Origin of the sequence: Corynebacterium sp. CCUG 65737, assembly GCF_024454115.1 — a bacterium.
Taxonomy (GTDB): Bacteria; Actinomycetota; Actinomycetes; order Mycobacteriales; family Mycobacteriaceae; genus Corynebacterium; species Corynebacterium genitalium.
Map to the genome: position 1 here is coordinate 86,452 of NZ_JAGPZB010000006.1, position 22,932 is coordinate 109,383.

Annotated in this window: 22 protein-coding genes and 1 tRNA gene; 11 read left to right on the forward strand and 12 right to left on the reverse strand. The window is 65.0% G+C overall.

All coding sequences use genetic code 11. The features are described from left to right. Positions 1-10: 10 nt before the first annotated feature. Genes disA through KBX17_RS06370 form a run of 3 tightly spaced genes read right to left on the reverse strand, consistent with a single transcriptional unit; the run spans position 11 to position 3,073 of the window. Positions 11-1,051, reverse strand: a complete 1,041-nt coding sequence (gene disA, locus KBX17_RS06360) for a DNA integrity scanning diadenylate cyclase DisA (RefSeq protein ID WP_256018985.1) — start codon at positions 1,049-1,051, stop codon at positions 11-13. A gap of 2 nt (positions 1,052-1,053) precedes the next feature. Then, positions 1,054-2,463: a DNA repair protein RadA gene (gene radA / locus KBX17_RS06365; protein WP_256018986.1), complete on the reverse strand. Its 1,410-nt coding sequence runs from the start codon at positions 2,461-2,463 to the stop codon at positions 1,054-1,056. 7 nt (positions 2,464-2,470) lie between these two features. Then, entirely contained in the window at positions 2,471-3,073 is a 603-nt protein-coding gene (locus tag KBX17_RS06370) for a hypothetical protein (protein ID WP_256018988.1), read from the reverse strand. Between the two features lie 283 nt (positions 3,074-3,356). Here KBX17_RS06370 and KBX17_RS06375 point away from each other — a divergent pair, with 283 nt between their 5' ends. The 5 genes from KBX17_RS06375 to rlmB are packed head-to-tail and all read left to right on the forward strand — an operon-like array spanning position 3,357 to position 7,602. After that, positions 3,357-3,950 carry a CarD family transcriptional regulator gene (locus tag KBX17_RS06375; RefSeq protein ID WP_255995472.1) on the forward strand — a complete coding sequence of 198 codons (594 nt, stop codon included), beginning with the start codon at positions 3,357-3,359 and terminating at the stop codon, positions 3,948-3,950. Next, on the forward strand, positions 3,937-4,686 hold the full coding sequence (ispD, locus tag KBX17_RS06380; RefSeq protein ID WP_256018989.1) for a 2-C-methyl-D-erythritol 4-phosphate cytidylyltransferase: 750 nt from the start codon (positions 3,937-3,939) through the stop codon (positions 4,684-4,686). Before KBX17_RS06375 ends, ispD begins: the two co-directional genes overlap by 14 nt. Before the next feature lie 28 nt (positions 4,687-4,714). Then, positions 4,715-5,194, forward strand: coding sequence for a 2-C-methyl-D-erythritol 2,4-cyclodiphosphate synthase (gene ispF, locus KBX17_RS06385; RefSeq protein ID WP_005288579.1), 480 nt, complete (start codon positions 4,715-4,717; stop codon positions 5,192-5,194). Between the two features lie 55 nt (positions 5,195-5,249). Continuing rightward, positions 5,250-6,671 (forward strand): cysteine--tRNA ligase, encoded by a 1,422-nt coding sequence (gene cysS / locus KBX17_RS06390; RefSeq protein WP_255998403.1) that lies wholly within the window; start codon positions 5,250-5,252, stop codon positions 6,669-6,671. After that, complete coding sequence (rlmB, locus tag KBX17_RS06395) at positions 6,664-7,602, forward strand: 23S rRNA (guanosine(2251)-2'-O)-methyltransferase RlmB (RefSeq protein ID WP_005288584.1); 939 nt, start codon at positions 6,664-6,666, stop codon at positions 7,600-7,602. The genes cysS and rlmB overlap by 8 nt, the downstream gene beginning before the upstream one ends. 12 nt (positions 7,603-7,614) lie before the next feature. Here rlmB and KBX17_RS06400 read toward each other — a convergent pair whose 3' ends face one another. Beyond that, positions 7,615-8,487: a PHB depolymerase family esterase gene (locus KBX17_RS06400; protein ID WP_256018991.1), complete on the reverse strand. Its 873-nt coding sequence runs from the start codon at positions 8,485-8,487 to the stop codon at positions 7,615-7,617. A gap of 18 nt (positions 8,488-8,505) precedes the next feature. On the opposite strand from KBX17_RS06400, the gene KBX17_RS06405 reads away from it, so the two are divergent. Then, a complete protein-coding gene (locus KBX17_RS06405; RefSeq protein ID WP_256004215.1) occupies positions 8,506-9,615 on the forward strand; it encodes a LacI family DNA-binding transcriptional regulator in 1,110 nt (369 codons plus the stop codon). On the opposite strand, the gene otsB is transcribed toward KBX17_RS06405, so the two are convergent. The 6 genes from otsB to KBX17_RS06435 all read right to left on the reverse strand — a co-directional run bounded on the left by otsB (position 9,578) and on the right by KBX17_RS06435 (position 15,762). Further along, on the reverse strand, positions 9,578-10,405 hold the full coding sequence (otsB, locus tag KBX17_RS06410; protein WP_256018993.1) for a trehalose-phosphatase: 828 nt from the start codon (positions 10,403-10,405) through the stop codon (positions 9,578-9,580). The genes KBX17_RS06405 and otsB overlap by 38 nt on opposite strands. Further along, on the reverse strand, positions 10,402-10,854 hold the full coding sequence (locus tag KBX17_RS06415) for a hypothetical protein (protein WP_256018994.1): 453 nt from the start codon (positions 10,852-10,854) through the stop codon (positions 10,402-10,404). Before KBX17_RS06415 ends, otsB begins: the two co-directional genes overlap by 4 nt. Beyond that, entirely contained in the window at positions 10,851-12,179 is a 1,329-nt protein-coding gene (locus tag KBX17_RS06420; protein ID WP_256018996.1) for a trehalose-6-phosphate synthase, read from the reverse strand. Before KBX17_RS06420 ends, KBX17_RS06415 begins: the two co-directional genes overlap by 4 nt. Positions 12,180-12,194: 15 nt before the next feature. Next, on the reverse strand, positions 12,195-12,662 hold the full coding sequence (locus KBX17_RS06425; protein WP_256018997.1) for a histone: 468 nt from the start codon (positions 12,660-12,662) through the stop codon (positions 12,195-12,197). Positions 12,663-12,916: 254 nt separating this feature from the next. Further along, positions 12,917-14,145, reverse strand: a protein-coding gene (locus KBX17_RS06430) for an IS3 family transposase (protein WP_256018999.1) whose coding sequence is annotated in 2 segments (ribosomal slippage) — positions 12,917-13,869 and positions 13,869-14,145 — 1,230 coding nt in all. Because the reading frame shifts where the segments join, the coding sequence is not laid out codon by codon here. Between the two features lie 45 nt (positions 14,146-14,190). Beyond that, positions 14,191-15,762: a threonine/serine exporter family protein gene (locus tag KBX17_RS06435; RefSeq protein ID WP_256019041.1), complete on the reverse strand. Its 1,572-nt coding sequence runs from the start codon at positions 15,760-15,762 to the stop codon at positions 14,191-14,193. 127 nt (positions 15,763-15,889) lie between these two features. Between KBX17_RS06435 and KBX17_RS06440 the strand changes: the two genes are divergently transcribed. Continuing rightward, positions 15,890-15,962: transfer RNA gene (locus KBX17_RS06440), tRNA-Thr, on the forward strand. A 20-nt stretch (positions 15,963-15,982) separates the two neighbouring features. Here the strand turns inward: KBX17_RS06440 and KBX17_RS06445 are convergent. Then, a complete protein-coding gene (locus KBX17_RS06445; RefSeq protein WP_256019000.1) occupies positions 15,983-17,101 on the reverse strand; it encodes an HNH endonuclease signature motif containing protein in 1,119 nt (372 codons plus the stop codon). Positions 17,102-17,497: 396 nt separating this feature from the next. On the opposite strand from KBX17_RS06445, the gene KBX17_RS06450 reads away from it, so the two are divergent. Together KBX17_RS06450 and KBX17_RS06455 are read left to right on the forward strand one after the other, a co-directional pair. After that, positions 17,498-18,217 (forward strand): response regulator transcription factor, encoded by a 720-nt coding sequence (locus tag KBX17_RS06450; RefSeq protein ID WP_005288616.1) that lies wholly within the window; start codon positions 17,498-17,500, stop codon positions 18,215-18,217. 38 nt (positions 18,218-18,255) lie between these two features. Then, a complete protein-coding gene (locus tag KBX17_RS06455) occupies positions 18,256-19,695 on the forward strand; it encodes a cell wall metabolism sensor histidine kinase WalK (RefSeq protein ID WP_255998921.1) in 1,440 nt (479 codons plus the stop codon). A 6-nt stretch (positions 19,696-19,701) separates the two neighbouring features. Here the strand turns inward: KBX17_RS06455 and KBX17_RS06460 are convergent, their stop codons facing one another. Next, a complete protein-coding gene (locus KBX17_RS06460) occupies positions 19,702-20,127 on the reverse strand; it encodes an HIT family protein (protein WP_255995487.1) in 426 nt (141 codons plus the stop codon). Between the two features lie 31 nt (positions 20,128-20,158). Here KBX17_RS06460 and purD point away from each other — a divergent pair, with 31 nt between their 5' ends. Together purD and purB are read left to right on the forward strand one after the other, a co-directional pair. After that, on the forward strand, positions 20,159-21,430 hold the full coding sequence (gene purD, locus KBX17_RS06465) for a phosphoribosylamine--glycine ligase (RefSeq protein ID WP_256019002.1): 1,272 nt from the start codon (positions 20,159-20,161) through the stop codon (positions 21,428-21,430). Positions 21,431-21,489: 59 nt separating this feature from the next. After that, positions 21,490-22,929 (forward strand): adenylosuccinate lyase, encoded by a 1,440-nt coding sequence (gene purB / locus KBX17_RS06470; protein ID WP_005288628.1) that lies wholly within the window; start codon positions 21,490-21,492, stop codon positions 22,927-22,929. Positions 22,930-22,932 lie beyond the last annotated feature (3 nt).

The following is a 22,932-nucleotide window of genomic DNA, read 5'->3' on the forward strand; positions in this document are numbered from 1 at the left end:
CCTCCTAGAGTCAGCTAAGTCGGCGCAGACCCTCCGTAATGTGGCGTGCCCACAGCGGCGAGACATGTTCCGCCACCGCGAGCTGCTCCGGTTCGGCTGCGCGGATGGCGTCCAGGTCGCCGAACTCTTCCACGATGTGGTCAATGAGGAACTTCTGCACCCGCGGGATGCGCGACAGGACGCGGTAGCCGCGCGGGGTGACCGACTCGACCAAATTCTCTTCCGTTGCGGGCAAGCCGAGCAGGCGCGCCAGTGCCGCCGAGGTGAGTAGGTCGGAGTCGGGGAGGTTCTCGAGGTCGCGCAAGGCGCCGTCGATAAGCTCGGCGTGCGGAACGCCGTCGGTGACGATGTAGTCGCACACGAGCATCTCAATGTCATCGTCGATTGTGCCGCGCAGTTCGCTGAGCTGGAGGCGCAGCTGGCGGGCGTCGGTGCCCAGCTCAATGATCTGGTCGTCGATATCGCGGGCGGCGCGCTGCAGCAGCAGCTGGCGTTGCAGCAGATGCAGCACGTCTTCGACAGCGGCGTAGCGGTTCATCTCGGCCACCGCGAGGCGCTGGTTCGCCTTATCGACGCGCGAACGGTACTGCTCCACTGTCGCAATCGCCTGCCGCGCACGCGTCATCATCACACCGGGCTCCTCGATGACGTGGCGTTTCCCGGCGGCGTAAACGGTGACAATATTCATCGACGCCGACACCGACACCACCGGCGTGCCCGTGTGCAGCGCAGTGCGTTCAGCGGCGCGGTGGCGCGTGCCGGTCTCGGATGTTGGGAACGTCGGCGACGGCACAAGCTGCACGTTCGCCCGCGTGATGCGGGTGCCGTCCTCGGACAGAAGGACCGCGCCGTCCATCTTGGACAGCTCGCGCAGCAGCGTCGGAGAGAACGGCACGTCGAATTCGATGCCGCCGTCGCAGATGGGGGTGACGTCGGGGCCGTCGCCAAGCACGATGAGCGCGCCCGTGTGGCCGCGCTTGATGCGCTCAAGCCCGTCGCGCAGCTCAGTGCCCGGGGCGAGACGCAGGAGAGTTTCGCGCATGCTGGTCATAATCACTCGAGCATACGCTTATCGACGACACCAATCGCCTCCTTCAGCGACCCCACCTCCGCCACACGCATCCCGTGCTGGTTCGCTGCACCCTTGGAGCCGCCGGGGACGATCGCGTTCTCGTAACCGAGACGAGAGGCCTCCGCCAGGCGGCGGTCCAGGGAAGGTACGCGGCGCAGCTCGCCAGCCAAGCCCACCTCGCCGATGACGACGGTGCGCGGCGGCAGCGGCGTGTTGTGCAAACTCGACCAGGTGGCCAGCGCGACAGCGAGGTCAGTGGCCGTCTCCGTGATGCGCACGCCGCCGACCGTGGCGACGTAGGCGTCCTTGTCATTGGTGCGCTCCCCGCAGCGCGCTTGGAGGACCGCGAGCACCATGGGGACGCGGTTGTAGTCCAAGCCGGTGACCACGCGGCGCGGCGACTTGTTCACCGGGTCGACGGTGAGCGCCTGGACCTCAGCGAGGATCGGACGCACGCCGTCGATCGCCACCGTGACCGCAGAACCGTCGGGGGTCTGGCCGCGGTGGGAGAGGAACAATCCAGACGGGTCAGGAACCTCGCGGATACCGTCGGCGGTCTGCTCGAAACAGCCGACTTCATCGGTCGCGCCGAAGCGGTTCTTCAGCCCGCGCAGCATGCGCAGGCTCGTCTGGCGGTCACCCTCGAAGTTGAGCACCACGTCGACCAAGTGCTCCAGCACGCGCGGGCCAGCGACGTTGCCGTCCTTAGTGACGTGGCCGACCAGCAGGATCGGCAGGTTCGTCGACTTCGCCAGGCTCGTCAGAGCTGCCGTCACCGCACGCGACTGAGCGACACCGCCAGCGACGCCTTCCACGCCCGGCGCCTGCATCGTCTGCACCGAGTCCACGATCAGCAGATCGGGTTTGACCTGGTCGACATGGCCGAACAGGACATCCAGGTTCGATTCCGCCGCCAGGAACAGGCGGTCTTGCAGAGCTCCGGTGCGTTCAGCGCGGCCGCGGACCTGGGAAGCGGACTCTTCTGCGGTCACGTACAGCGCGGTGCGCGGTTCACCGTCGGCGCCGTCGGCACCGGCGGAAGCCCATTTCGACGCGACTTCCAGCAGCAGCGTCGACTTTCCCACGCCCGGCTCGCCAGAGAGCAGCACCACCGATCCGGGGACGATGCCGCGGCCGAGGACGCGGTCGAGCTCGCCAATGCTCGTCGATAAGCGATGCGCCGCGGTGGCGTTGACTTTGGTGATGGGTTGCGCCGCTGACGACGGCGTCAACACTTGCGGGCGCGTTGAACCTGCGCCGGCGGCCGCGGCAACAGGAGCGGCGGATTCCGCGAGGGTGCCCCACGCGCCGCATTCCGGGCAGCGGCCGAGCCACTTCGGGGAGGAATAGCCGCACTCAGAGCAGGTGTAGACGGTGCGCTTCTTGGCCAAAGGCTAGTTACTGAGCTTCTTTGGCGCTGCCGTGGCCGGACTCTTGCAGCTCCGGCTGGCGGACGGAGTCGCCGGACTCGAGTGTCGGCGCAGCCACGGTAGCGGTGATATCGATGGTGCCGGAGTCGAACGTGAACGTCACCGGGATGTTGCCGCCGTAGGCGAAGTCCTTGTTGTCCAGTGCGGTCTCAACATACTCGACGCACGCGGTCGTGTCGGTCGACTGCGGCATCTGCTCCAGGCCGTCGGCGGAATCACCGACGATGTTGCAGTTGTAGCCCATCGGCTCCGTCGAATCCATCTGCACAGACTGTCCGTCGACCTCGATGGACTGCAGCTTGTGCTCGTGCATCTGGTAGTCCTGGTTCGACGCCGTGAACTTCAGGGCCGCTTCGCCGTTCTCGTCGAGGAGGACCGTGACGTCCTGGACGGTGACGGAGCCGTCCTCAGTCTGGGCGCTGGCACCGTTGACGGCCGCAACCTGAGAAGAGGTCTGGGTGATCTGGCCTGCCGAGCACGCTGCGAGCAGCAGCGCGGAAACAGCTGCAACAGAAACTGCGCCGCCGCGGCGGGCGACAGACTTCAGGGACTTCACGTCGATGTCCTCCATTACGAACAATCACGAATTACGGGGAATTCTGGGCGTATCACCGGTTTACCTTAGTCTTTCCTGGCCCCTAATTCACAGTTTTGCGCTGCCCCGGAGATCTTCCCCACGCCAGAACAGGGGTCAACCGGGGGTAACCGGGTGTGGTGCGCGCGCGGTGCACGCCGGCTTTCCGGGGTGGCAGTGCGCCGCGGTCAAGCACACTGCGCAATCGCCGACGGGGTAGCGATGTTAGAATCGTGGAGTTATTGGTCAGTGTGCCCGAGCTGTCTGCAAGGAGTTGCCAGTGGATTTCAAGGTCGGAGAAGTGGTGGTCTACCCGCACCACGGTGCTGCGCGGATCGCGGACATCGAGCAGCGGGAGATGGGCGGGGAGACCCTCGACTTCCTCGTGCTGAACATCCTGCAGTCCGACTTGTCCGTGCGTGTCCCGGTGAAGAACGCGGAGCTGGTCGGTGTGCGCGAGGTGGTCAACGAGGATGGCCTGCGCAAAGTCTTCTCCGTGCTGCGCGAGACCGACGTTGAGGAAGCTGGCAACTGGTCCCGCCGCTACAAGGCGAACCAGGAGCGTCTGGCATCGGGCGACATCAACAAGGTCGCCGAGGTTGTGCGCGACCTGTGGCGCCGCGACCAGGGCCGTGGCCTGTCCGCCGGCGAGAAGCGCATGCTGGGTAAGGCCCGCCAGATCCTCGTCGGCGAGCTCGCGCTTGCGGAGCCGATCGATGAGGCGAAGGCCGACGACATGGAAAAGGAAATCCAGTCGATTATCGCCCGCCACGTCGAGCAGGGGCTTGTGGCTAAGCCGAGCGACGACATCGACCCGGACGATGATGTCGACCTCGACGACCTGAGCTTCGACGACCCGGATGAGGACGACTAAACGCCGCGTCGTCGCCCTTGTCGCCGCAGCCGGCCGCGGCACGCGCCTCGGCGCCGACATCCCGAAAGCGTACGTTCCACTGCGGGGGCGCACGCTGCTGGAACGCTCCGTTGCAGCGATGGAGACGTCCGAAATCGTCGACCACATTGGCGTCATCGTCAGCCCCGACATGGAACCGCTGGCGCGCCGTTTGCTGCACGGGCACGACGTCCAGTTCATCCACGGCGCCGGCGAGCGCGCAGACTCCGTGTGGGAGGGCATCAAAGCAATTTCGCTTATCGACGAGCTTGCCACCTCCGCCGTCCTCATCCACGACGCCGCTCGCGCCCTGACCCCGCCGGGCATGATCGCCCGCGTGGCCATGGAGGTCCTTGCTGGCGCGCCCGCAGTGATTCCCGTCCTCCCCGTCGCTGACACCATCAAACGTGTCGACGTCGCTGGCACCGTCGTGGACACCCCCGACCGCTCTAGCCTGCGCGCCGTGCAGACGCCGCAAGGGTTCGACCTGGAGACGCTGCGCGCCGCGAACGAGGCTTACTTCGGTAAGGGCGCTGCTGGTGCTACGGGCTTTGTGCCGACGGATGACGCGAGTCTCATGGAATGGTTCGGCGTCCCCGTCGCCACCGTGCAGGGCGACCCGATGGCGTTCAAGATCACCACGCCGATCGACCTAGTCTTAGCCAAGCGCATCACGGACGAGGCAGAGCCGACCGTCTTCACCGTCCCCGGCAGCTAACCGCAAGCTGTAGCTAGGATCGGAGCGCATGAGTACTTCGCGCCTGCGTGTCGGCACAGCTTTCGACGCCCACCAGATCCAGTCCGGTAAACCCTGCTGGATCGCGGGACTTAACTTCGAGGGGGTTGACGGCTGCGAAGGGCATTCCGACGGTGACGTCGTCTCGCACGCGATCGTGGACGCGGTGCTGTCGGCGACGGGGCTTGGGGACTTGGGCAGCTTCGTCGGCGTCGGACGCCCCGAGTACGCGGGCGTGACGGGTGTGCAGCTGCTCACCGAGCTGCGTGGGCTTGTGGAGTCGACCGGTTACACCGTGGTCAACGTGTCCGCCCAGCTGATCGCGCAGACCCCGAAGATGGGGCCCGTGCGCGAAGAGGCGGAGCGCACCCTGTCCGAGGCGCTCGGTGCCCCCGTCTCCGTGAGCGCGACGACGACTGACCACATGGGATTCACCGGCTCGGGCGAAGGCCGGGCGGCCATTGCGACGGCGTTGGTGGAGCAGCCTTGAGGGGCGGCGGCGTCGATAAGCGGGCCTGAGAGCGCGCATCTGGCAGACTAGGTACGTGACTCAGCAGATTTTCGACACCGCCACCCGCACGCTCCGCGCCTTCGAGCCGCTCCGAGAGGGACACGTGTCCATCTACCTGTGCGGCGCAACCCCGCAGTCGTCACCGCACATCGGGCACTTGCGTTCCGGCGTCGCGTTCGACGTCGTGCGCCGCTGGTTCGCTGCGAACGGCAACGATGTGGCATTCGTGCGCAATGTCACTGACATCGACGACAAGATCCTCACTAAAGCGGCGGAACACGACCGCCCCTGGTGGGAGTGGGTGTCCACGTATGAGCGCGAATTCAGCCGCGCCTATGAGACGCTGGGCGTGCTCCCGCCGAGTGTTGAACCGCGCGCGACGGGCCACGTCACGCAGATGGTTGATTACATGCAGCGTCTCATGGACAACGGCTACGCGTACGCGGCGGACGGTTCCGTCTACTTCGACGTTGCGGCGTGGGGCGCAGCAGGCGGCGACTACGGGTCGCTGTCCGGCAACCGCGTCGAGGACATGGAGCAAGGCGAGACCGACAACCGCGGCAAGCGTGGCGCGCACGACTTCGCGCTGTGGAAAGCGGCGAAACCCGGTGAGCCCAGCTGGCCGACGCCGTGGGGCGACGGCCGCCCGGGCTGGCACCTGGAGTGCTCCGCGATGTCGACGTGGTACCTGGGCGAGTCCTTCGACATTCACGGCGGCGGCCTTGACCTGCAGTTCCCGCACCATGAGAATGAGCAGGCCCAGTCGCACGCCGCCGGCGACGGCTTCGCCCGCTACTGGATGCATAACCACTGGGTCACCATGGCCGGCGAGAAAATGTCGAAGTCGCTGGGCAACGTGCTGTCCATCGACCGCATGCTTGAGGCGGTGCGCCCGGTCGAGCTGCGCTACTACCTGGGTTCCGCGCATTACCGCAGCGTGCTCGAGTATTCGCCGGAAGCGCTGCAAGAAGCGGCAGTTGCTTATCGACGCATCGAGGACCTCATCACGCGCGCCAGCGCCCTCGCCCCCGTTGAACCGGGCCAGTGGACTGACGCCTTTGCACACGCGATGAACGAGGACTTCAGCGTCCCGCGCGCCCTGGCCGAGATTCACAACACGGTCCGCGCCGCGAACAAGGCGCTCGCCGCCGGCGACACCGACGAAGCGACGCGTCTCGCCGGGGCAGTCCGCGCTATGGCAGGCGTGCTGGGTGTTGATCCGGTCGAGTGGGCAGGCCGTGCCGGCGCCGGCTCTGATTCCGCTGACACCGCCCGAGTAACTGAGGCGTTGGACGTGCTTGTCCGCGCCGAGCTGGACCGCCGCGCTGAGGCGCGTGCCGCAAAGGACTGGGCAACTGCCGACGCTGTGCGCGACCGCCTCACCGAAGCCGGCATTGAGGTCACAGACACTGCCGACGGCGCACAATGGTCCCTGAAGGAGAACAACAATGGCTAAACCGTACGACCGGCCCGACAAGCAGAAGAAGAACAAGAAGGGCGCGACTAAGGGGTCCGGTGGTCAGCGCCGCCGCGGCCTCGCCGGCAAGGGCCCGACCCCGAAAGCGGAGGACCGCGTCTATCACGCCGCGCACAAGCGCAAGCTGGAGCGGCAGCGCCGCGACTCCGGACGGCACGAGCGCGAGGAGGCCGACTTGGTCGTCGGCCGCAACCCCGTGGTGGAGTGCCTGCATGCGAAGGTGCCGTCGGAAGCTTTGCTCATCGCACAGGGCACCGGCCACGACGACCGGCTGAGCGAGGCCGTCCAGATGGCCAACACCCGCGGCATCCCTGTCCACGAGGTGCCTCGCCGCGACCTGGACAACATGACCGGCAACACCTTGCACCAGGGGATCGGCCTGAAGATCCAGCCGTACAAGTACGCCGACGTTTTCGACCTGATCGGGGGTGTGCGCGACCGTGGCGAGACCGGCATGTTCGTCGTCCTGGACAACATCACCGACCCCCGCAACCTGGGTGCCGTCATTCGTTCGGCGGCGGCGTTCGGTGGTCACGGCGTCATCATTCCGGAGCGTCGTTCTGCCCAGGTAACGGGCGTTGCGTGGCGAACCTCCGCCGGAACCGCGGCCCGCCTCCCCGTCGCCCGCGCCACCAACCTCACCCGCACCATCAAGGAGTTCAAGGACAACGGCTACATGGTCGTCGGGCTCGATGCCGGCGGCGAGCACACCCTGGACACGTTCGACGGCGCCACCGACCCGGTGGTCATCGTCGTTGGTTCTGAAGGCAAGGGAATCTCGCGGCTGGTTCGCGAGAACTGCGACGTCATCATGTCGATCCCCACCGCCGACTGGGTCGAGTCTCTGAACGCATCCGTTGCCGCGGGCGTGGTGCTCAGCGAGTTCGCCCGCCAGCGCCGCGTGCAGTAGTTCGGGCTGGCGCTACAGCCCGAAGAAGTTCGCAACGATCTCCGCGCCGACCACCTTGTCAGTGCCGGGGCCGAGCTTGTCGCTCATCTGCTTCGGGTTGGGGACGAGGTGGCCCATGCCTTCGATGGTCCACAGCTCGACGGGTGCCGCACCGCTGGCAGCATCGACTGCGGGGGAGCCGGGTGCGCCGGGGCCGAAACGGTCCACGCGCACGCCGCTGACGGGCTGCGCGGAGACGGGCTCGGCATCCTCGCCCAGCCCGTTGAGAGCGGCGAAGAAACGCGCCGAATCGAGCGCCGCACGAGCCTGACCGCGGTTCGCGTCACCGATCCCGGACATGCCGCCGTCGTAGGGGACGAGCGGGTCGGCGGTGCCTTGGAGGGACAGGACGGGGGTGGGGGACCAGGCGTCGTAAAACGGGCGCAGCTCGGGCAGAACGTTGTCCGCGGTCGGCCACGGCGAGCCGAAGCACGCGATGCCGCTGAGCACTCCTGGGCGCTCGAGCGCGAAACGCTGCACCATCTGGCCGCCGTTGGAAAAGCCGCAGCCAATCACCCGGTCGGTTTCGTAGTGGGAGATCAGGGTGGTGAGGAAGGCGGTGTCGTCGACAAGCTCGCGGCGCGCGCGTTCCTGGAATTCGACGCGATGGTCGTTGAAGTGCCGCCCCACGCCGTCGGGATACAGCACCACGCAGCCGCGGTCGGCGAACTCGTCGAACGTGTTGCCCGTGAAGTTGCGCGCGACGCTGCCGGATTGCAGCGAACCGTGCAGAAACAGAACCACGGGCGCGCCGGGGCGCGGCGAGTCCGGCAGCACCTCCGTGTAGCGGCGCTCGGTTCCGTTGCTGGTAAGGGTACGGCGGTTCACAATCACCCTGTTCACCATAGACAGTACGGTAGTCGCATGATGCAGAAGAAGGGCACGCTCGCATCCATCGCTGCTGAGTTGGGGGTCTCGCGCACGACAGTGTCGAACGCGTACAACCGGCCCGACCAGTTGTCAGATGTGCTGCGGGAGCGCATTTTCGCTGCGGCGGCTGCGCGCGGGTACACCGGTCCGGACCCGATGGCGCGGTCGTTGCGCACGCGCCGCGTCGGGGCGATCGGGGTGATTCTCACCGAGCACATGTCGTTCGCGTTCGAGGATCTGGCGTCGATCGACTTTCTCGCGGGGCTCGGTGAGAGTTCGATGGGCACGCACAACGCGCTCACGCTCATCCCGCTTGGTCCGGATGGAGGCGAGTCACCGCTGGTCGCCAGTGCGCTTGTCGACGGCTTCGTCGTCTACTCCGTTCCGTCTGCCGAAACCCACCTGGATGCCGTGCGTGCCCGCGGCGTGCCGGTGGTGGTGTGTGACCAGCCGTACGACACTAGCGACGCGTTCGTCGGCATCGACGACCGGGCCGCGATCCGTGCGACCGCCGAAGCGCTTGTGGGGGCCGGGCACCAGCGGATCGGCATTGCCGCGAAACGCCTGTTCTCGGACGAGTCACGCGAAGGCGCCGTCACCGCGGCGGACGTCGCGGAGGCGGACATGCACGTGCAGCGTGAGCGCATCCTCGGTGCGCTCGATGTGTTCGCAGGCGCAGAGATTTCCGGGGCGCCGATCGTGACCAGGCATTTCAATGACCATGCGACTACAGTCGATGCCGCTCGCGAGCTTTTCGACGCATCCCCCGACCTCACCGCGATCCTCTGCACCACCGACTCCATGGCGCTGGGCGTGCTGGATTATTGCGCTACCCAAGGATGGGACGTGCCCGGGGATGTCTCTGTCACGGGGTTTGACGGAGTCGCGCCGGCGCTCACGCGCGGCCTCACCACCGTCATTCAGCCGAACAAGCGCAAAGGGGCGACGGTGGGCAAAGTGCTGGCCAAGCTTATCGACGCCCACCTCGACGACACCGCCACTCCATCCGGGGCGCTCAGTGCGAGCCCGGACGCGGACATCCCGCGCGTCATCCTGCCGACCCGGTTCAGCCCAGGGCGGACCGTCGCGCCGCCGCGAGAGTGACCAGGTAGTCGGCCATCTCGGCGACACCGCCGAGCCGGAACTGCGCCGCGGTATCTACTGTGGCGCTATCGACAGTTGCAGCATCGGCAGCGGTACCTCTGGCTGCACTGCGGACGATCTTGATCCCCACATCGCCGGCCGCGGGGTCGAGAACGGTCAGGGCGGTTTCGTCAGTCACGTCGTCACCGGCGAACAGGGTCGCGGTGTGTTTTTGTTTCTCGGCGCCGAGCCAGGTGCCCTTTGTCGTGTCGACGACGGAGAACTCGACGACATTGTGCCCGGGCGAGCCGGCGTTGCCGTGGAGGGTGTCGGGGGAGAGGGCGAGGGCTGCGTCGATAAGCGATTGGGCGCGCGCGGGATCGGATTCCGCGAGCTTCGCGACGTGTAGAACGCGCTGGTACGGCTTATTTTCCACGAACGCTGGGGCGCTGCCGGCGACGATCTCGCTCAGCTGTGCACTGACGCGGTCAAGGTACGCGCGTTGCGCCCCATCGAGCTGCGGCCCACCCTCCGTCGGCTCCGCACCGTGTGAGCCGACGAGAATCACCGGCGCGTCAAGCGGACACACGATCCGCAGCCCATCGAGGTGGCGCCCGGATAGCACTGCGACCGTCGTATCGCGCATGAGCGACAAATCCTCCAGCGCGGCGATCGCGTCCGGGGTGGGCGTGACGGCGTAGGCATCGGTGTGCAGCTCGCAGATCGTGCCGTCGAAATCAACGCAGACCAGCAGCTTCTTGGTGCGCGCAAGAGAGTCGAGTGCGGGGCGTGGGTCGAACGCGTCCGTCATTGTGCGACCAGCCTTATCGTCGGGGGATTGAGGTCGATCCCGTGACCGCGGCGGGCGGTCAGGGTGATTTCGTCCTCGCCGTACCGCCGCAGGTCGAACTCCGCGTCGGGGACGAGGATCTCAGAAAGCTGGGTGTGCAGGCGGCGGGATCCGCCGGCGCAGTCGCTGTCGAGCTTGCCGGTGGTGACGCCGCGCAGCTGCACGTCGCTATCGCTTATCGACGCCCCCGCCTGCAACGGCGCGCACCCCGTCCGAGCCGTGAGCGACTCGCGGCCGAACACGATGACCGCGCGGCCAGCGGCGTCGAGCGGCACGTCGCCCGGGAAGTCGGGGTCGGTGTAGACGGCGACGATCTCCCAGGTCGTGCCCGCCAGCGGGTGGGTCGGTGCGGAACAGCCGGCGAGCGCGGCGGCGGCAGCGACGGCGATGGCAGCAGCTCCGCGCTTCATGCGCGGGCCAACTCGTCGAGGAAAGACTCCGCCCATGCAGCGACATCGTGAGTAGTCACGTGCTCATTCATCGCACGCATCGCGTCGCGCGCTTCGGTCGAGCCTTGCTTATCGACGGCCTCCACAATCGCCCCCTTCACCGACTCAATATCGAACGGATTGCACAGGTGAGCCTGGTCCAGCTCGACGGCCGCTCCGGCGAACTCCGAGAGCACGAGCGCCCCGGAACCGTCCGGGTGGCAGGCGACGTACTCTTTCGCGACGAGGTTCATCCCGTCCTTGAACGGTGTCACCAGCATGATGTCGGCGGCGGAGTAGTAGCTGCGCAGCTGAGACTTCGGAACCGAGTGGTGCTCGTAGTGGACGACCGGGCGGCCGAGCTTGCCGTAGCGGCCGTTAATGCGGCCGACTGCTTCCTCAACACCTGCGCGGGTGGTCTTGTAGCTGGCGATGCGCTCGCGCGAGGGGGTAGCCACCTGAATCATTGCGATGGAATCGAGCCGGCCCTCCTGCAGCAACTCTTCAATCGCGGTGAGACGCTGGAGGATGCCTTTGGTGTAATCGAGCCGGTCGACGCCGAGCATGAGCGTGCGCGGGTTCGCCAGGGAGCCGCGGACCTGCGAGATATCCTTCTCATCCGCCGGGCTGAAACCACCGTCACCGGTCTCGATCGAGATGGGAAACGTGCCGGTGCGCGGCGTTGTGGCGTGCGGGTCCTGGGCAGCGAGGTCCGTGAAGTTCATCTCGTCGCGCTTGCGTTGGAACCCGATGAGGTCTGCGCCCTCCAGGCCGCGGAGCACGTCGCGGCGCCACGGCAGCTGGCGGAACAAGTCTGGGTTGGGGAAGGGGATGTGCAGAAAGAATCCGATTGTCAGGTCTGGGCGCAGCTCTTTAAGCATGCCGGGAACCAGCTGCAGCTGGTAGTCCTGCACCCACACCGTCGCGCCTTTGCCGGCAGTGCTTGCTGCTGCTTGCGCGAACTTCTCGTTCACAGCTTTGTAGCGCTGCCACCACGAACGGTCGTAGGTCGGCTTCACGATGAGGTCGTGGTACAGCGGCCACAACGTCGAGTTGGAAAAGCCCTCGTAGAACTCCTCGAAATCATCCTGGTCCAACTCGACCGGGTGGAGGGTGATGCCGTCATTTTCAAACGGCTCGAAGCTGGCGTCAGGTTCGCCCGGCCATCCGACCCAGCAGCCGCTGTTGCGCTTGAGCACCGGGGCGAGCGCCGCAACGAGCCCGCCTGGCGACGCCACCCACTGGCCGTCCACCCGGTCGACCGGGAGGCGGTTTGCCACCACCACAAACTGGTTGTCGCCGCTCATGAGACTGCCAGTCCCTTAACTGTCGCTGCCGGAAGAGTTTGCGGTTTTCTTCGCCGCCTTCTTAGTGGTCTTCTTCGCAGACTTTTTCGCGGCCTTCTTTGTCGTCTTCTTGGCAGTCTTGGCCGTCTTCGTCGCCTTCTTGGTGGTCTTCTTCGAGGCCTTCTTGGTGGACTTCTTTGCCGCCTTCTTGGCGGCTTTCTTCGCAGACTTCTTCGTTGCCTTCTTGGCTGCGGTGCCGTCACCGTCGTCACTGTCGTCCGCGGATGCAGAACCGGACTGCTCCAGTTCTGCCTCGTAATCCTCAGCGAACTGCTTGTACACCAAGCCCTCGGGTTCGATGCCGAGCATGCACATCAGGGTCACGCCGTCAACAAGATTCTCCGAGTAGGTGGCCACGACCTTGCGAGCCCCAGAAGCAGTTTGCTCCTCAACCGTGTGGACGGCGTCCGGGTTCGGGCGGCTATCGGTGATCTTGGGTGGCACGTGAAAACCTCCTGGTTTCTGGCCGGGCAACTGCGGCGGGTAGAGACCTGTCTATTCTACGCTATCCCGTTAGGCGCTGGGACCTGCGCCGGGGCGTTGGATCCAAGGTGGTTAGTGTCTAATCAGTCGGCCGGACGTCAGGCTGCGCTTTGGGCTCCGTCTTGGGCGCCGTCTTGGGTTCAGACTTAGATTTGAACTGAACTCCGGTATGCGTCTTGGTTTGCCCCTTTGAAGCGTCCTGGTTTTCGTTCCGCTTATTGAACGCCCAACGGGTGGGCGTGTGATTGTTGATAGTAGGCGTCTTCCATCTCTTGTGGAGTGATGTATCCCAATGACTCGTGCACGCGGTGGTTGTTCCACCAGTACACCCAGCGAAGGGTCGCGATCTCGAGTTCCCCAACCGACGCCCACGGCCGGTGGGGATAGATCAGCTCTGTTTTGTATAGACCGTTGACCGTTTCCGCCAACGCGTTGTCGTAGGAATCGCCGACGGTGCCAACGGACGGATCGATCCCAGCTTGAGCAAGTGCCTCACTGTTACGAATGGACACGTACTGCGAGCCGCGATCGCTGTGGTGGACAAGTCCTTCAGCACGGAGATCACCTGCGTGATAAAGAGCGTGCTCAAAAGCCTCAAGAGGCAGCTCATCGGTGCGCATGCTCGCCCTGGTGGCAACCCCGACAATCTTGCGGGAGTACGCATCGGTGATGAACGCGGTGTAGGCAAACCCGGACAGGGTACGCACGTAGGTGATGTCAGCGACCCACAGCCGGTGCGGTGCTGACGCGGTGAAGTCACGATTGACCAGATCAGGACGACAATCCGGGACATCAGCCCGAAGCGTTGTGATCGGAGTGCGGCCCCTTCTGCGGCCTTGGATGCCGGCGAGTTTCATCAACCGGGCGGTCTGATCACGACCGATGTCCCAGCCGGCGCGCTGCATGGCCTTCCACATCTTGCGTACCCCGTACACGCTGAAGTTGTCCTCGAAGACTTTCACCAATTCGGGGATAAGCAGCGCGTCTGACAAGCTCCTGGCTGACGGGGCTCGTGTTTTCGCTGCTCGGTAGCCGCGAGAGGTGATAAACCCACATTCTGTCTGCCTTAACGTGCGACAGATGGCCTCGACCCCGAAGCGATCGCGATACGTGTCGATGTATTCGATCATCTTCTGGTGGGACGGTCGAGTTCCGCTGCGAAAAAAGCTGACGCGGTCTTTAAGATCTCGTTTGACCTGCGCAGCTCTTTGTTCTCCTGCCGCAGACGCTTCAGTTCCTCGTCAACCGACTCGCCAGTGCTCCGCTGAACGTCGGGGGACGCTTTGACAGGTTTCAACCAGTTGTTGAGCGTGTGCGCCGAGACGCCGAGCTTCTCGCCGATCTCCTCCGCCGCCGCCCACTTCGAGCACCCCTCAAGCTCAACGAGCTCCTCGGCTAACCGCACCGCCTTGTCCTTGAACTCGTCACTGAACTTCCTAGGCATGATCCAATCCTCCTCTAGAAACGATCGGAACTAAACCCAGGCACTTCACTTCGACTGATTCTTTGATTGGGTCTTGGCCTGAATCTTGGCTTGGTTCTTGGCTTGGTTCTTGGCTTGGTTCTTGGCTTGGTTCTTGGCCAGGTTGCGGGCGGCCTGCTCGCTGAGTCGTCGAGAAGCGGCTTGCTCGGCGCGACGAATCTGCTGGAACGTCACGCGCCCAGCGGCGCGGAAGGCGCGGTACGGGTTGAACAGCTGCGGGCGGCGGAGGCGGCGGGCGAACCACTCGCCGAGGACCACGCCACCGGCCAGCGCCAGACACGTGCCGATGGCCAGGAAGAGGTTATTCAAACCAAGAACGGTTTGTTCGTTGAGCAGTGCGTACATGCTGCGGTAGACACCTGAACCCGGCAGGAACGGGGTCACGCCGGCGACTGCGGTGATCAGGGGGGCGATCAGGAAGCGGCGGGCGAGCAAACCACCGGCTAAGCCGACCATGACCGCACAAATCGCGGTGGCGAACAACCGGCCGGAGCCGAAGGGAATGAGCACGGCGTAGTACGCGAAGCCACCGATGAAAGCGGTCACAGCGGTGACCACGATGGCGCGTCGTTCGGCGTAAACAGCAAGCGCGAAACCGGCGGCGGCGGCTGTGCCACCGAAGATGCGCACGGCGGCGGAACTGTACGTCGGAGTTGGCGGTTGCGTCTCGATCGGCGGCAAACCGGCACCGAATAGGTCCGCGACTTGAATGCCTATGGCTACGCCCGCGACGATCGCGCCGGTGTTGAGAAGCGCTGCGAAGAAACGCCCCGACGCTGTCACTGGTGATCCCGTGACACCGTCTTGAAGTGATTGCACCAGTGTCAAACCGGCGAGCAAGACCACGATGCCTGTTGCGATGACCTGGCTGGGCACAATGGTTGTGCCAGCCCGGGCGGCCAGGGTGTAGAACAAGGCGGCGGGCACCGTGGCTACGAAACCGCCGAGGACGCAATGATAGAAGTACGGCAGCTCTTTCTTCCCCAGCCACGCGTTGATCGAGGTGATCAGGGCGGCGGTGAACGCACCCAGCACCGACATGAACCAGTCGCCGCCGAGCAAGATCGAGATGGCCGCGCCCATAATCGACCATCCGGCGATGGAGACCCACAGCGGGTAGGGCGGTTTGGCGTTGTACAGGTCGTCGAGAATCTTCTCCGCCATCTCCGGCGGCGTCGCACCGGCGCGGATCGAGCGGATCAGACGGTCGACTTCCTGGAGTTTGGAGTAGTTCTCCGACATGTCGGACACGACGCGGAACACGCCCACCGGCTGCTTGCGGGCGGTGCCGATCAGCGAGTTGACGGTAATGGTGTTCAGCGTGATGTCCACGTGGCAGTAGTGCAGGCCGTACGACGATGTGACGGCGTGGATCTGCGCTTTCGCGTCCGAACTGGTTGTGCCGTTGGCGATGAGAATCTCGCCGACGCGCGCGCCGATGGTCATCACCGCGGCGACCTGTGCCGGGTCGGTCAGGTCGACGGGCGCGAGCACCGACGGCGGTGGCGATGTGCGGGCTTGGTCAATGGTCGCCACTGGGCCGGAGGAGCGCAACGCCTCCCGCAAGTTCTTCAACACCGTTGTCACACCGACACACTAACTGCCGCGGCAGGTTTCTGTGTGAAAGAACCCGTCTTTTGTCCCCCGGGGTCAGCCCCTTGTATGATTTCGGGTCAGCGCCTGCCGTTTTTGTGCGGGTGCGGTTGCTGGAGTGGCGCAATCGGTAGCGCAACGGTCTTGTAAACCGTAGGTTGCGAGTTCAAGTCTCGTCTCCAGCTCGTTTCTTGCTCATCGACGCCTACGCCGCCGTCGCCCCCACCGTCTCCGCGCCAGCGCGGGGCGGGCCGAACAGTGAACGCATCGCGCCGTACGGGTGTCGGTTATTGGGGCGTTCGTAACCCCTGGGGGAGACCCATACTGGGGTGCCGCCGCGCATTTCGATGCGGCCGCGGGTGGCGCGCTGCGGGTCATCGTCGTTGACGCGGTTGTGGTAGCGGCACAACGGTGCGAGGTTGCCGATGTTGGTTTCCCCGCCGTCTTTCCACGGCGTGATGTGGTGGATTTCGCAGTGGTCGGCGGCGTGCCGGCAGTCGGGGCTGGTGCAGACGGGCTGCGTCGCGGCGGCGAGGTCGCGCTGTTTCTGGTTGGCGAAGCGCTCGTCGCGGTAGAGGTTCACTGCGCCTTCCGTGGGGTGGAATAGGGCGGCCTCGAGACCGTACTCAGGTTTCGCGTGGTAGCGGGCAAGGTACTCGGTGCCGGTGATGGTGGTGCCGTTGGTCAGTCCGAGGGTGACGTCGTCGCCGTGGCCGCTGAGGATCTTCGTCCATTCGGGCAGCGGGATGAGCAACAGTGGTCTGGGCACGGCGTACGGGACTCCGCCGCCGTTGCGTATCAGGTCGAGGAAGTGTTCGAGCAGTTGCCCGGCGACGGGCCGTGTGGCGTCGAGGGCCTTGTTCATCAACGCTGCTTCGAGGTCGGCGATGTCGTGCTCGTCTGCGGTGATGATCATGGTGCGCCGCCCGTGGCGCGAGCCGGAGATGGTGATCCGCTTCTGCGGCGGCGTGTCGGCCCCGGGGAGGAGCTTCTTTACCAGCGCGTTGAGTGCCCGGTAGTCGCCCGCGGATTCGAGCAGCCGCACGCGCAGCTTGTTGCGTGCTTTGGGGCTTTTGATCTTCGCGATCTGGCGCTCAATGAGCGCAAGCTTATCGACGCTCAACCCCCGCCTCCTCGCCACTTCCCCCGCCGTTCTCTGCTTAGCGGGGGAGGTGGTGGGACCGTAGTACGCCTCGTGGACGCGTTTCCAGTTGCGGATGGTTGCTTCGGAGAACCCTGCGCTGAGAAGCTTCTGGCGGTCGAAGTCTTTCAAGTGGTCAAGAGCGTTGGTGGTCAGTGCTGAGATGAGGTTGTCGAGTCCCATGGCGCACACGCCAGACCCCTCAAAACTCCAGGTAAAGGGGCTAAAAAAGCGCGAAAAATCTTCACCTCCGAGGGAACCGGCACTTCCACGGGCGCTGTTGAAGCGACAATGCGCTGCTCGGCGAGCGTGCGTGACGCGGGCACCAAGTGCGAAAGGGGACGGGCGGGGGCAGAGCTGCGAAAACGAAATTGTGGATAACTTTTTTCTATCCACAGGCCCCAGGGTCACTTTTGGCCGCGAGGGAACCGGTTTCGCTGGTGACATGCCCCGGATTGAACACGGACTGAATGCGGATTAGGTGTACAGTGGACGTACAGCAAACGTTCAGCAAGACGTTGTTTACTTGCTCTGGAAACGCGCGTGCTTGTCGCGCGAACGGAAAGAGAGGAACCACCCATGGCTGATACGCCTACCCCGCAGAACGTCAAGGTGCTCGTTGTCGACGACGAGCCGAACATCGTCGAGTTGCTCACCGTTTCCCTGAAGTTCCAGGGTTTTGAGGTCGAGTCGGCCGAGTCTGGCCAGCAGGCTCTCGAGATGGCGCGGGAGCTCAAGCCGGAGGCTTACATCCTCGACGTGATGATGCCGGGCATGGATGGTTTCGAGCTGTTGGGCAAGCTGCGTGCCGAGGGCCTCGATGCGCCTGTGCTGTTCCTCACCGCGAAGGACGCTGTCGAGGACCGCATCCACGGCCTGACCATCGGTGCGGATGACTATGTGACCAAGCCGTTCTCGCTGGAAGAAGTCATCACTCGCCTGCGCGTGATTTTGCGCCGCGGCAACGTGACCGAGACCGAGACCGGGGACTCCACGATCCGTTACGCCGACTTGACGCTGAACGACGACACCCACGAAGTCACCAAGGCCGGCGAGATCGTGGAGCTGTCCCCCACGGAGTTCAACCTGCTGCGCTACCTCATGCTCAACGCGGAAGTGGTGCTGTCGAAGGCGAAGATCCTGGACAACGTGTGGCACTACGACTTCGGCGGCGACGGCAACGTGGTGGAGTCCTACATTTCCTACCTGCGCCGCAAGGTTGATCAGGGCGAGCCGCAGCTGATCAACACGGTCCGTGGTGTGGGTTACGTGCTTCGCACGCCGCGCCAGCAGAGCTAGCCGGCCGGGGTTAGCGGAAGGTCTCACAGGGTTAGTCGTTGGAGCGAAGCACCACTTTCACCCGGATCGCGACGGGCCGGGTCTCTCACCTGCGCCTGCGTACCCGCCTGCTGATCATTCTCATGGTGATCTCGGGTCTGGGTCTCGCTGGCATGTCAGTCGCAGTGTGGGGGTTGACCCGCAACCAGATCTACGAGCGTGTCGACACTGACCTGTACCGCGGCCTCGACAGCTGGGGCCTAAGCCGCGGAATGGGCCCGGATGTGACCACCGCATCCAATCTGCCGACGGAGTTCATGCTGATCTATTTCAGCCCCGCCGGAGGGTACAGGATGATGAACACTTCCGACCGCATCCCTGACCTGCCCAATGTCGAGCGCGACCGGATGCCGCACACCGTGCGCGCTCTTCCTGTCGACCCGTCGGACCCGCAGGAACCCAACCCGCCCATGTTCCGCATCATCGCGATCGAGGCGCCTGACGGGACGATCACCGCGGTAGCCAAACGCCTTGATGGGGAGAGGAGGATGTTGGAGGGGTTGGCGGTGATTTTGGCGTCGATAAGCGTCATTGTGCTGGCGATGATGGGTGCCGCAGGAACGATTTACGTGCGCCGCGCGCTGCTGCCGCTCAAAGAGCTGGAGAATACCGCGATCGCGATTGGCGACGGCGACATCAACCGCCGCGCACCCGCCTGGCCGCGCGACACTGAATACGGCCGGCTGAGCTTCGCAATGAACACCATGGTCAGCCAACTGCAGGAGACCCTCGACGAGTCGCGGCAGAAAGAGGAACAGATGCGCCGCTTCGTTGGCGACGCCTCCCACGAGCTGCGCACCCCACTGACCAGCGTGCGCGGTTACACCGAGCTGTACCGCGCCGGGGCGACCGATGACGCCGACATGGTCCTGTCCAAGATCGACGAAGAGTCCGGCCGCATGAAGCTGCTCGTCGAGGATTTGCTCGCGCTCACACGCGCGGAGGGGGCGCGGCTGAACATGCGCGACGTGGACATGCTCGAACTCGTCTGCTCCGTCGCGGACTCTGCGCGCGCGGCGTTCAGCGGCCGCAACCTGGCCGTGACGCACGAATCCAGCGACATTCCGCTCGTCTCAGGCGACCCAGACCGCTTGCACCAAGTGGTGCTCAACTTGATCAGCAACGCGTTCAAGCACGCGGGCGACGATGCCAACGTCACCGTGACGGTGCGCGACTACCTCGACCGTGTGTACGTCGACGTCGCTGACGATGGCATCGGCATGAGCAAAGAGGACGCCGCGCACATCTTCGAGCGCTTCTACCGCGCCGACACTTCCCGCAACCGCTCCAAGAGCGGCGGCGGGTCAGGGCTGGGGCTGGCGATCACCAAATCGATCGTTGAGCAGCACGGCGGCGCGATCAGTGTGGCTTCGGAGCAGGGCGTGGGCACGAAGTTCACGATCAGCCTGCCAAAGGCGGGCGCGCACACCGACGCCTAGACGGGTTTAGACGCGGCGGCCGTCCTCGCCTGTGCCCAGGTGCTCGCGGAGTTTCGCAGCGGCGTCGTCCATCTTCGCGTCGTCGGTCTCGTCGGCGCGCATGATGTTCTGCAGGCTGTAGCCGGACATGTCGTTGGCGGGGAAGACGTGAATGTGGGCGTGCGGGACCTCGAAACCGGCGATGAGGTAGCCGGCGCGTTCGGACCCGAACGCGTTGATCACGGCTTGGCCGACTTCCTGGGCGATATCGTTGGCGTGCGCCCACGTATCGCGGTCGAGGTCGGTCCACTTGTCCACTTCTTTCACCGGGACGATCAGCGTGTGGCCGTACGCGACCGGCTCGATGGTGAGGAAGGCGGCGACGTGGTCGTCGCGGTAGACAAAGCGGCCGGGCAGTTCTCCGTCGATGATCTTGGTAAATACTGTGCTCATACCCGCCCAGGGTAGCGATAGAATTGGGCGCATGCGCATCCTTGTTATCGGCTCGGGCGGCCGCGAACACGCCCTTGTACATGCCCTGTCTGGCCACGAGGTTCATGTGGCGCCCGGCAACCCCGGCATGCAGGCGGAGAGACATGAGGTGCTTGTCGACGATCGCAGTGCCGTCGTCACGCTTGCCCGCGACATCGATGCTGACCTGGTGGTCATTGGCCCTGAGCAACCGCTCGTTGCCGGTGTCGCGGACGCGCTGCGGGAGGCTGGCATTCCTGTGTTCGGACCGTCGCAGGAGGCAGCGCGGCTGGAGGGGTCGAAGGTCTTCGCCAAGGAGGTCATGGCGACTGCGGGCGTGCGTACGGCGCGGTCGAAGCGCGTGACCGATCCGGACCAGGTGAAGGTCGAGCTGAAGAACTTCGGCCCCAACTTCGTGGTGAAGGATGACGGGCTCGCCGGCGGCAAGGGCGTCGTGGTCACTGATGATGTCCGCGAGGCTGTCGCGCACGCTAAGGCCGTTATCGCCGACGGTAACCCAGTGCTGCTGGAGACGTTCCTGTCTGGGCCGGAGGTGTCGCTGTTTTGCCTTGTCGACGGCGAGACTGTCGTCCCCTTGCTGCCCGCTCAGGACAACAAGCGTGCCTACGACAACGACGAAGGCCCCAACACTGGCGGCATGGGCGCGTACGCTCCGTTGCCGTGGCTGCCGGAGGACGGTGTGCAGCGCATCGTCACGGAGGTCGTCGAGCCGGTCGCGCGCGAGATGGTGCGCCGCGGCACCCCGTACTCGGGACTGCTGTACGCCGGGTTGGCGTGGGGTGCCGATGGCCCGTCGGTGGTGGAGTTCAACGCGCGCTTCGGTGACCCGGAGACCCAGGCCGTGCTCGCCCTGCTGGACACCCCGCTCGCGGATGTCCTGTACGCCACCGCCACCGGCGCCCTCGCCGACCTTCCGCCGCTGAAGTGGAAGGACGGCTACGCCGCGACCGTCGTGCTGGCCGCGGAGGGCTACCCGGAGTCGCCGCGCAAGGGCGACCCGATCACCACATCCGACCCCACGCTTCTCGACGATCCTTCCCGCGTCCTCCACGCCGGCGTCGCCGCACCCGCTACCTCTACCGACGATGCTGCGGCGCGATACGTCTCTGCGGGCGGTCGCGTGCTCAACGTCGTCGGCACCGGCGCCACTCTTGCCGACGCTACCGCAGACGCCTACCGCACCATCGAGCAGATCGAGCTGCCCGGCTCCTTCTACCGGAAGGACATTGCCTGCAAGGCAGTCGACGGCGAGATCTCGGTCTAGCTCTCCGCTTCGCCTGCTTTTGGCCGGTGGGGCGGCGGACCGGGTCTAAACTGGCAGGCGTGACTACCCCGAATAGCAAGCCAAAGAACGCCAACGTCCTGTCCAACCGATACGCTTCGCCGGAGATGGCGCAGCTGTGGAGCGCCGAGCACAAGATCGTCCTCGAGCGTCAGCTGTGGATCGCAGTCATGCGTGCCCAGCGCGACCTGGGCATCGATGTGCCGGAGGATGCCATCGCGGCGTACGAGGCTGTGGTGGACCGTGTCGATCTGGACTCCATTGCGGAGCGGGAGCGCGTGACGCGCCATGACGTCAAGGCACGCATCGAGGAGTTCAACGCTCTCGCTGGCCACGAGCACATCCACAAGGGCATGACCAGCCGTGACTTGACGGAAAACGTTGAGCAGCTGCAGATCTACCGCTCGTTGGAGCTGGTGCGCGGCCGTGCGATCGCGGTGCTCAACGCGATCGGCAACCGGGCGGCGGAGTACCGCTCGCTTGTCATGGCGGGCCGGTCTCACAACGTCGCGGCGCAGGCAACGACGTTGGGCAAGCGTTTCGCTTCAGCTGCCGACGAGATCCTCGTCGCCCTAGACCGTATCGAGGACCTGTTGGGCCGATACCCGCTGCGCGGCATCAAGGGGCCGATGGGCACGGCGCAGGACATGCTCGATCTCGTCGGCGGGGATGAAGCGAAGCTCAACCAGCTCGAGGGCGCCGTCGCTGAGCATCTCGGTTTTGAGCGCGTCTTTGATTCTGTGGGCCAGATCTATCCGCGTTCGCTGGATTTCGACGCGGTATCTGCGCTGGTGCAGCTCGGCGCCGGCCCGTCCAGCCTGGCTACGACGATCCGTCTCATGGCCGGCAACGAGACGGTCACTGAGGGGTTCAAGGAGGGGCAGGTCGGTTCGTCGGCCATGCCACACAAGATGAACGCCCGTTCCTGCGAGCGCGTCGGAGGGTTCCAGGTAATTCTGCGTGGCTACCTCACCATGGTCGGTGATTTGGCGGGCCAGCAGTGGAACGAGGGCGATGTGTTCTGCTCGGTCGTGCGCCGCGTTGCGCTTCCGGACGCTTTCTTCGCCATCGACGGCATGATGGAGACTTTCCTGACCGTCCTCGCGGAGTTCGGCGCTTTCCCGGCGATGATCACTCGCGAGCTTGACCGCTACTTGCCGTTCTTGGCCACGACGAGGATTCTCATGGCGTCAGTACGCGCTGGCATCGGCCGCGAAACAGCGCACGAAGTGATCAAGGAGCACGCTGTCGCGATGGCGCTGGACATGCGTGAAAATGGTGCGGAGCAGAACCTCATTGAGAGGCTTGCTAGCGACGACCGTCTCCCCCTGACCCACCACGACCTCGAAGCAGCCCTGGCTGACCGCCACGCCTTCATCGGCGCAGCCGAGTCGCAAGTGGACAACGTGCTCGACCGCATCCAGGTCTGGGCACAGAAATACCCCGAGGCGGCGGGTTACGCCCCGGGGGACATTCTGTAGCAG

What these genes read in the sequence shown, in the direction of transcription:
- disA (WP_256018985.1), bottom strand. Translation starts at nt 1,051, where the DNA reads ATGACCAGCATGCGCGAAACTCTCCTGCGTCTCGCCCCGGGCACTGAG.
- ispF (WP_005288579.1), top strand. Translation starts at nt 4,715, where the DNA reads ATGAGTACTTCGCGCCTGCGTGTCGGCACAGCTTTCGACGCCCACCAG.
- KBX17_RS06405 (WP_256004215.1), top strand. Translation starts at nt 8,506, where the DNA reads ATGATGCAGAAGAAGGGCACGCTCGCATCCATCGCTGCTGAGTTGGGG.
- KBX17_RS06415 (WP_256018994.1), bottom strand. Translation starts at nt 10,854, where the DNA reads ATGAAGCGCGGAGCTGCTGCCATCGCCGTCGCTGCCGCCGCCGCGCTC.
- KBX17_RS06450 (WP_005288616.1), top strand. Translation starts at nt 17,498, where the DNA reads ATGGCTGATACGCCTACCCCGCAGAACGTCAAGGTGCTCGTTGTCGAC.
- otsB (WP_256018993.1), bottom strand. Translation starts at nt 10,405, where the DNA reads ATGACGGACGCGTTCGACCCACGCCCCGCACTCGACTCTCTTGCGCGC.
- rlmB (WP_005288584.1), top strand. Translation starts at nt 6,664, where the DNA reads ATGGCTAAACCGTACGACCGGCCCGACAAGCAGAAGAAGAACAAGAAG.
- ispD (WP_256018989.1), top strand. Translation starts at nt 3,937, where the DNA reads ATGAGGACGACTAAACGCCGCGTCGTCGCCCTTGTCGCCGCAGCCGGC.
- purD (WP_256019002.1), top strand. Translation starts at nt 20,159, where the DNA reads ATGCGCATCCTTGTTATCGGCTCGGGCGGCCGCGAACACGCCCTTGTA.
- KBX17_RS06445 (WP_256019000.1), bottom strand. Translation starts at nt 17,101, where the DNA reads ATGGGACTCGACAACCTCATCTCAGCACTGACCACCAACGCTCTTGAC.
- KBX17_RS06370 (WP_256018988.1), bottom strand. Translation starts at nt 3,073, where the DNA reads ATGGAGGACATCGACGTGAAGTCCCTGAAGTCTGTCGCCCGCCGCGGC.
- KBX17_RS06400 (WP_256018991.1), bottom strand. Translation starts at nt 8,487, where the DNA reads ATGGTGAACAGGGTGATTGTGAACCGCCGTACCCTTACCAGCAACGGA.
- KBX17_RS06460 (WP_255995487.1), bottom strand. Translation starts at nt 20,127, where the DNA reads ATGAGCACAGTATTTACCAAGATCATCGACGGAGAACTGCCCGGCCGC.
- KBX17_RS06420 (WP_256018996.1), bottom strand. Translation starts at nt 12,179, where the DNA reads ATGAGCGGCGACAACCAGTTTGTGGTGGTGGCAAACCGCCTCCCGGTC.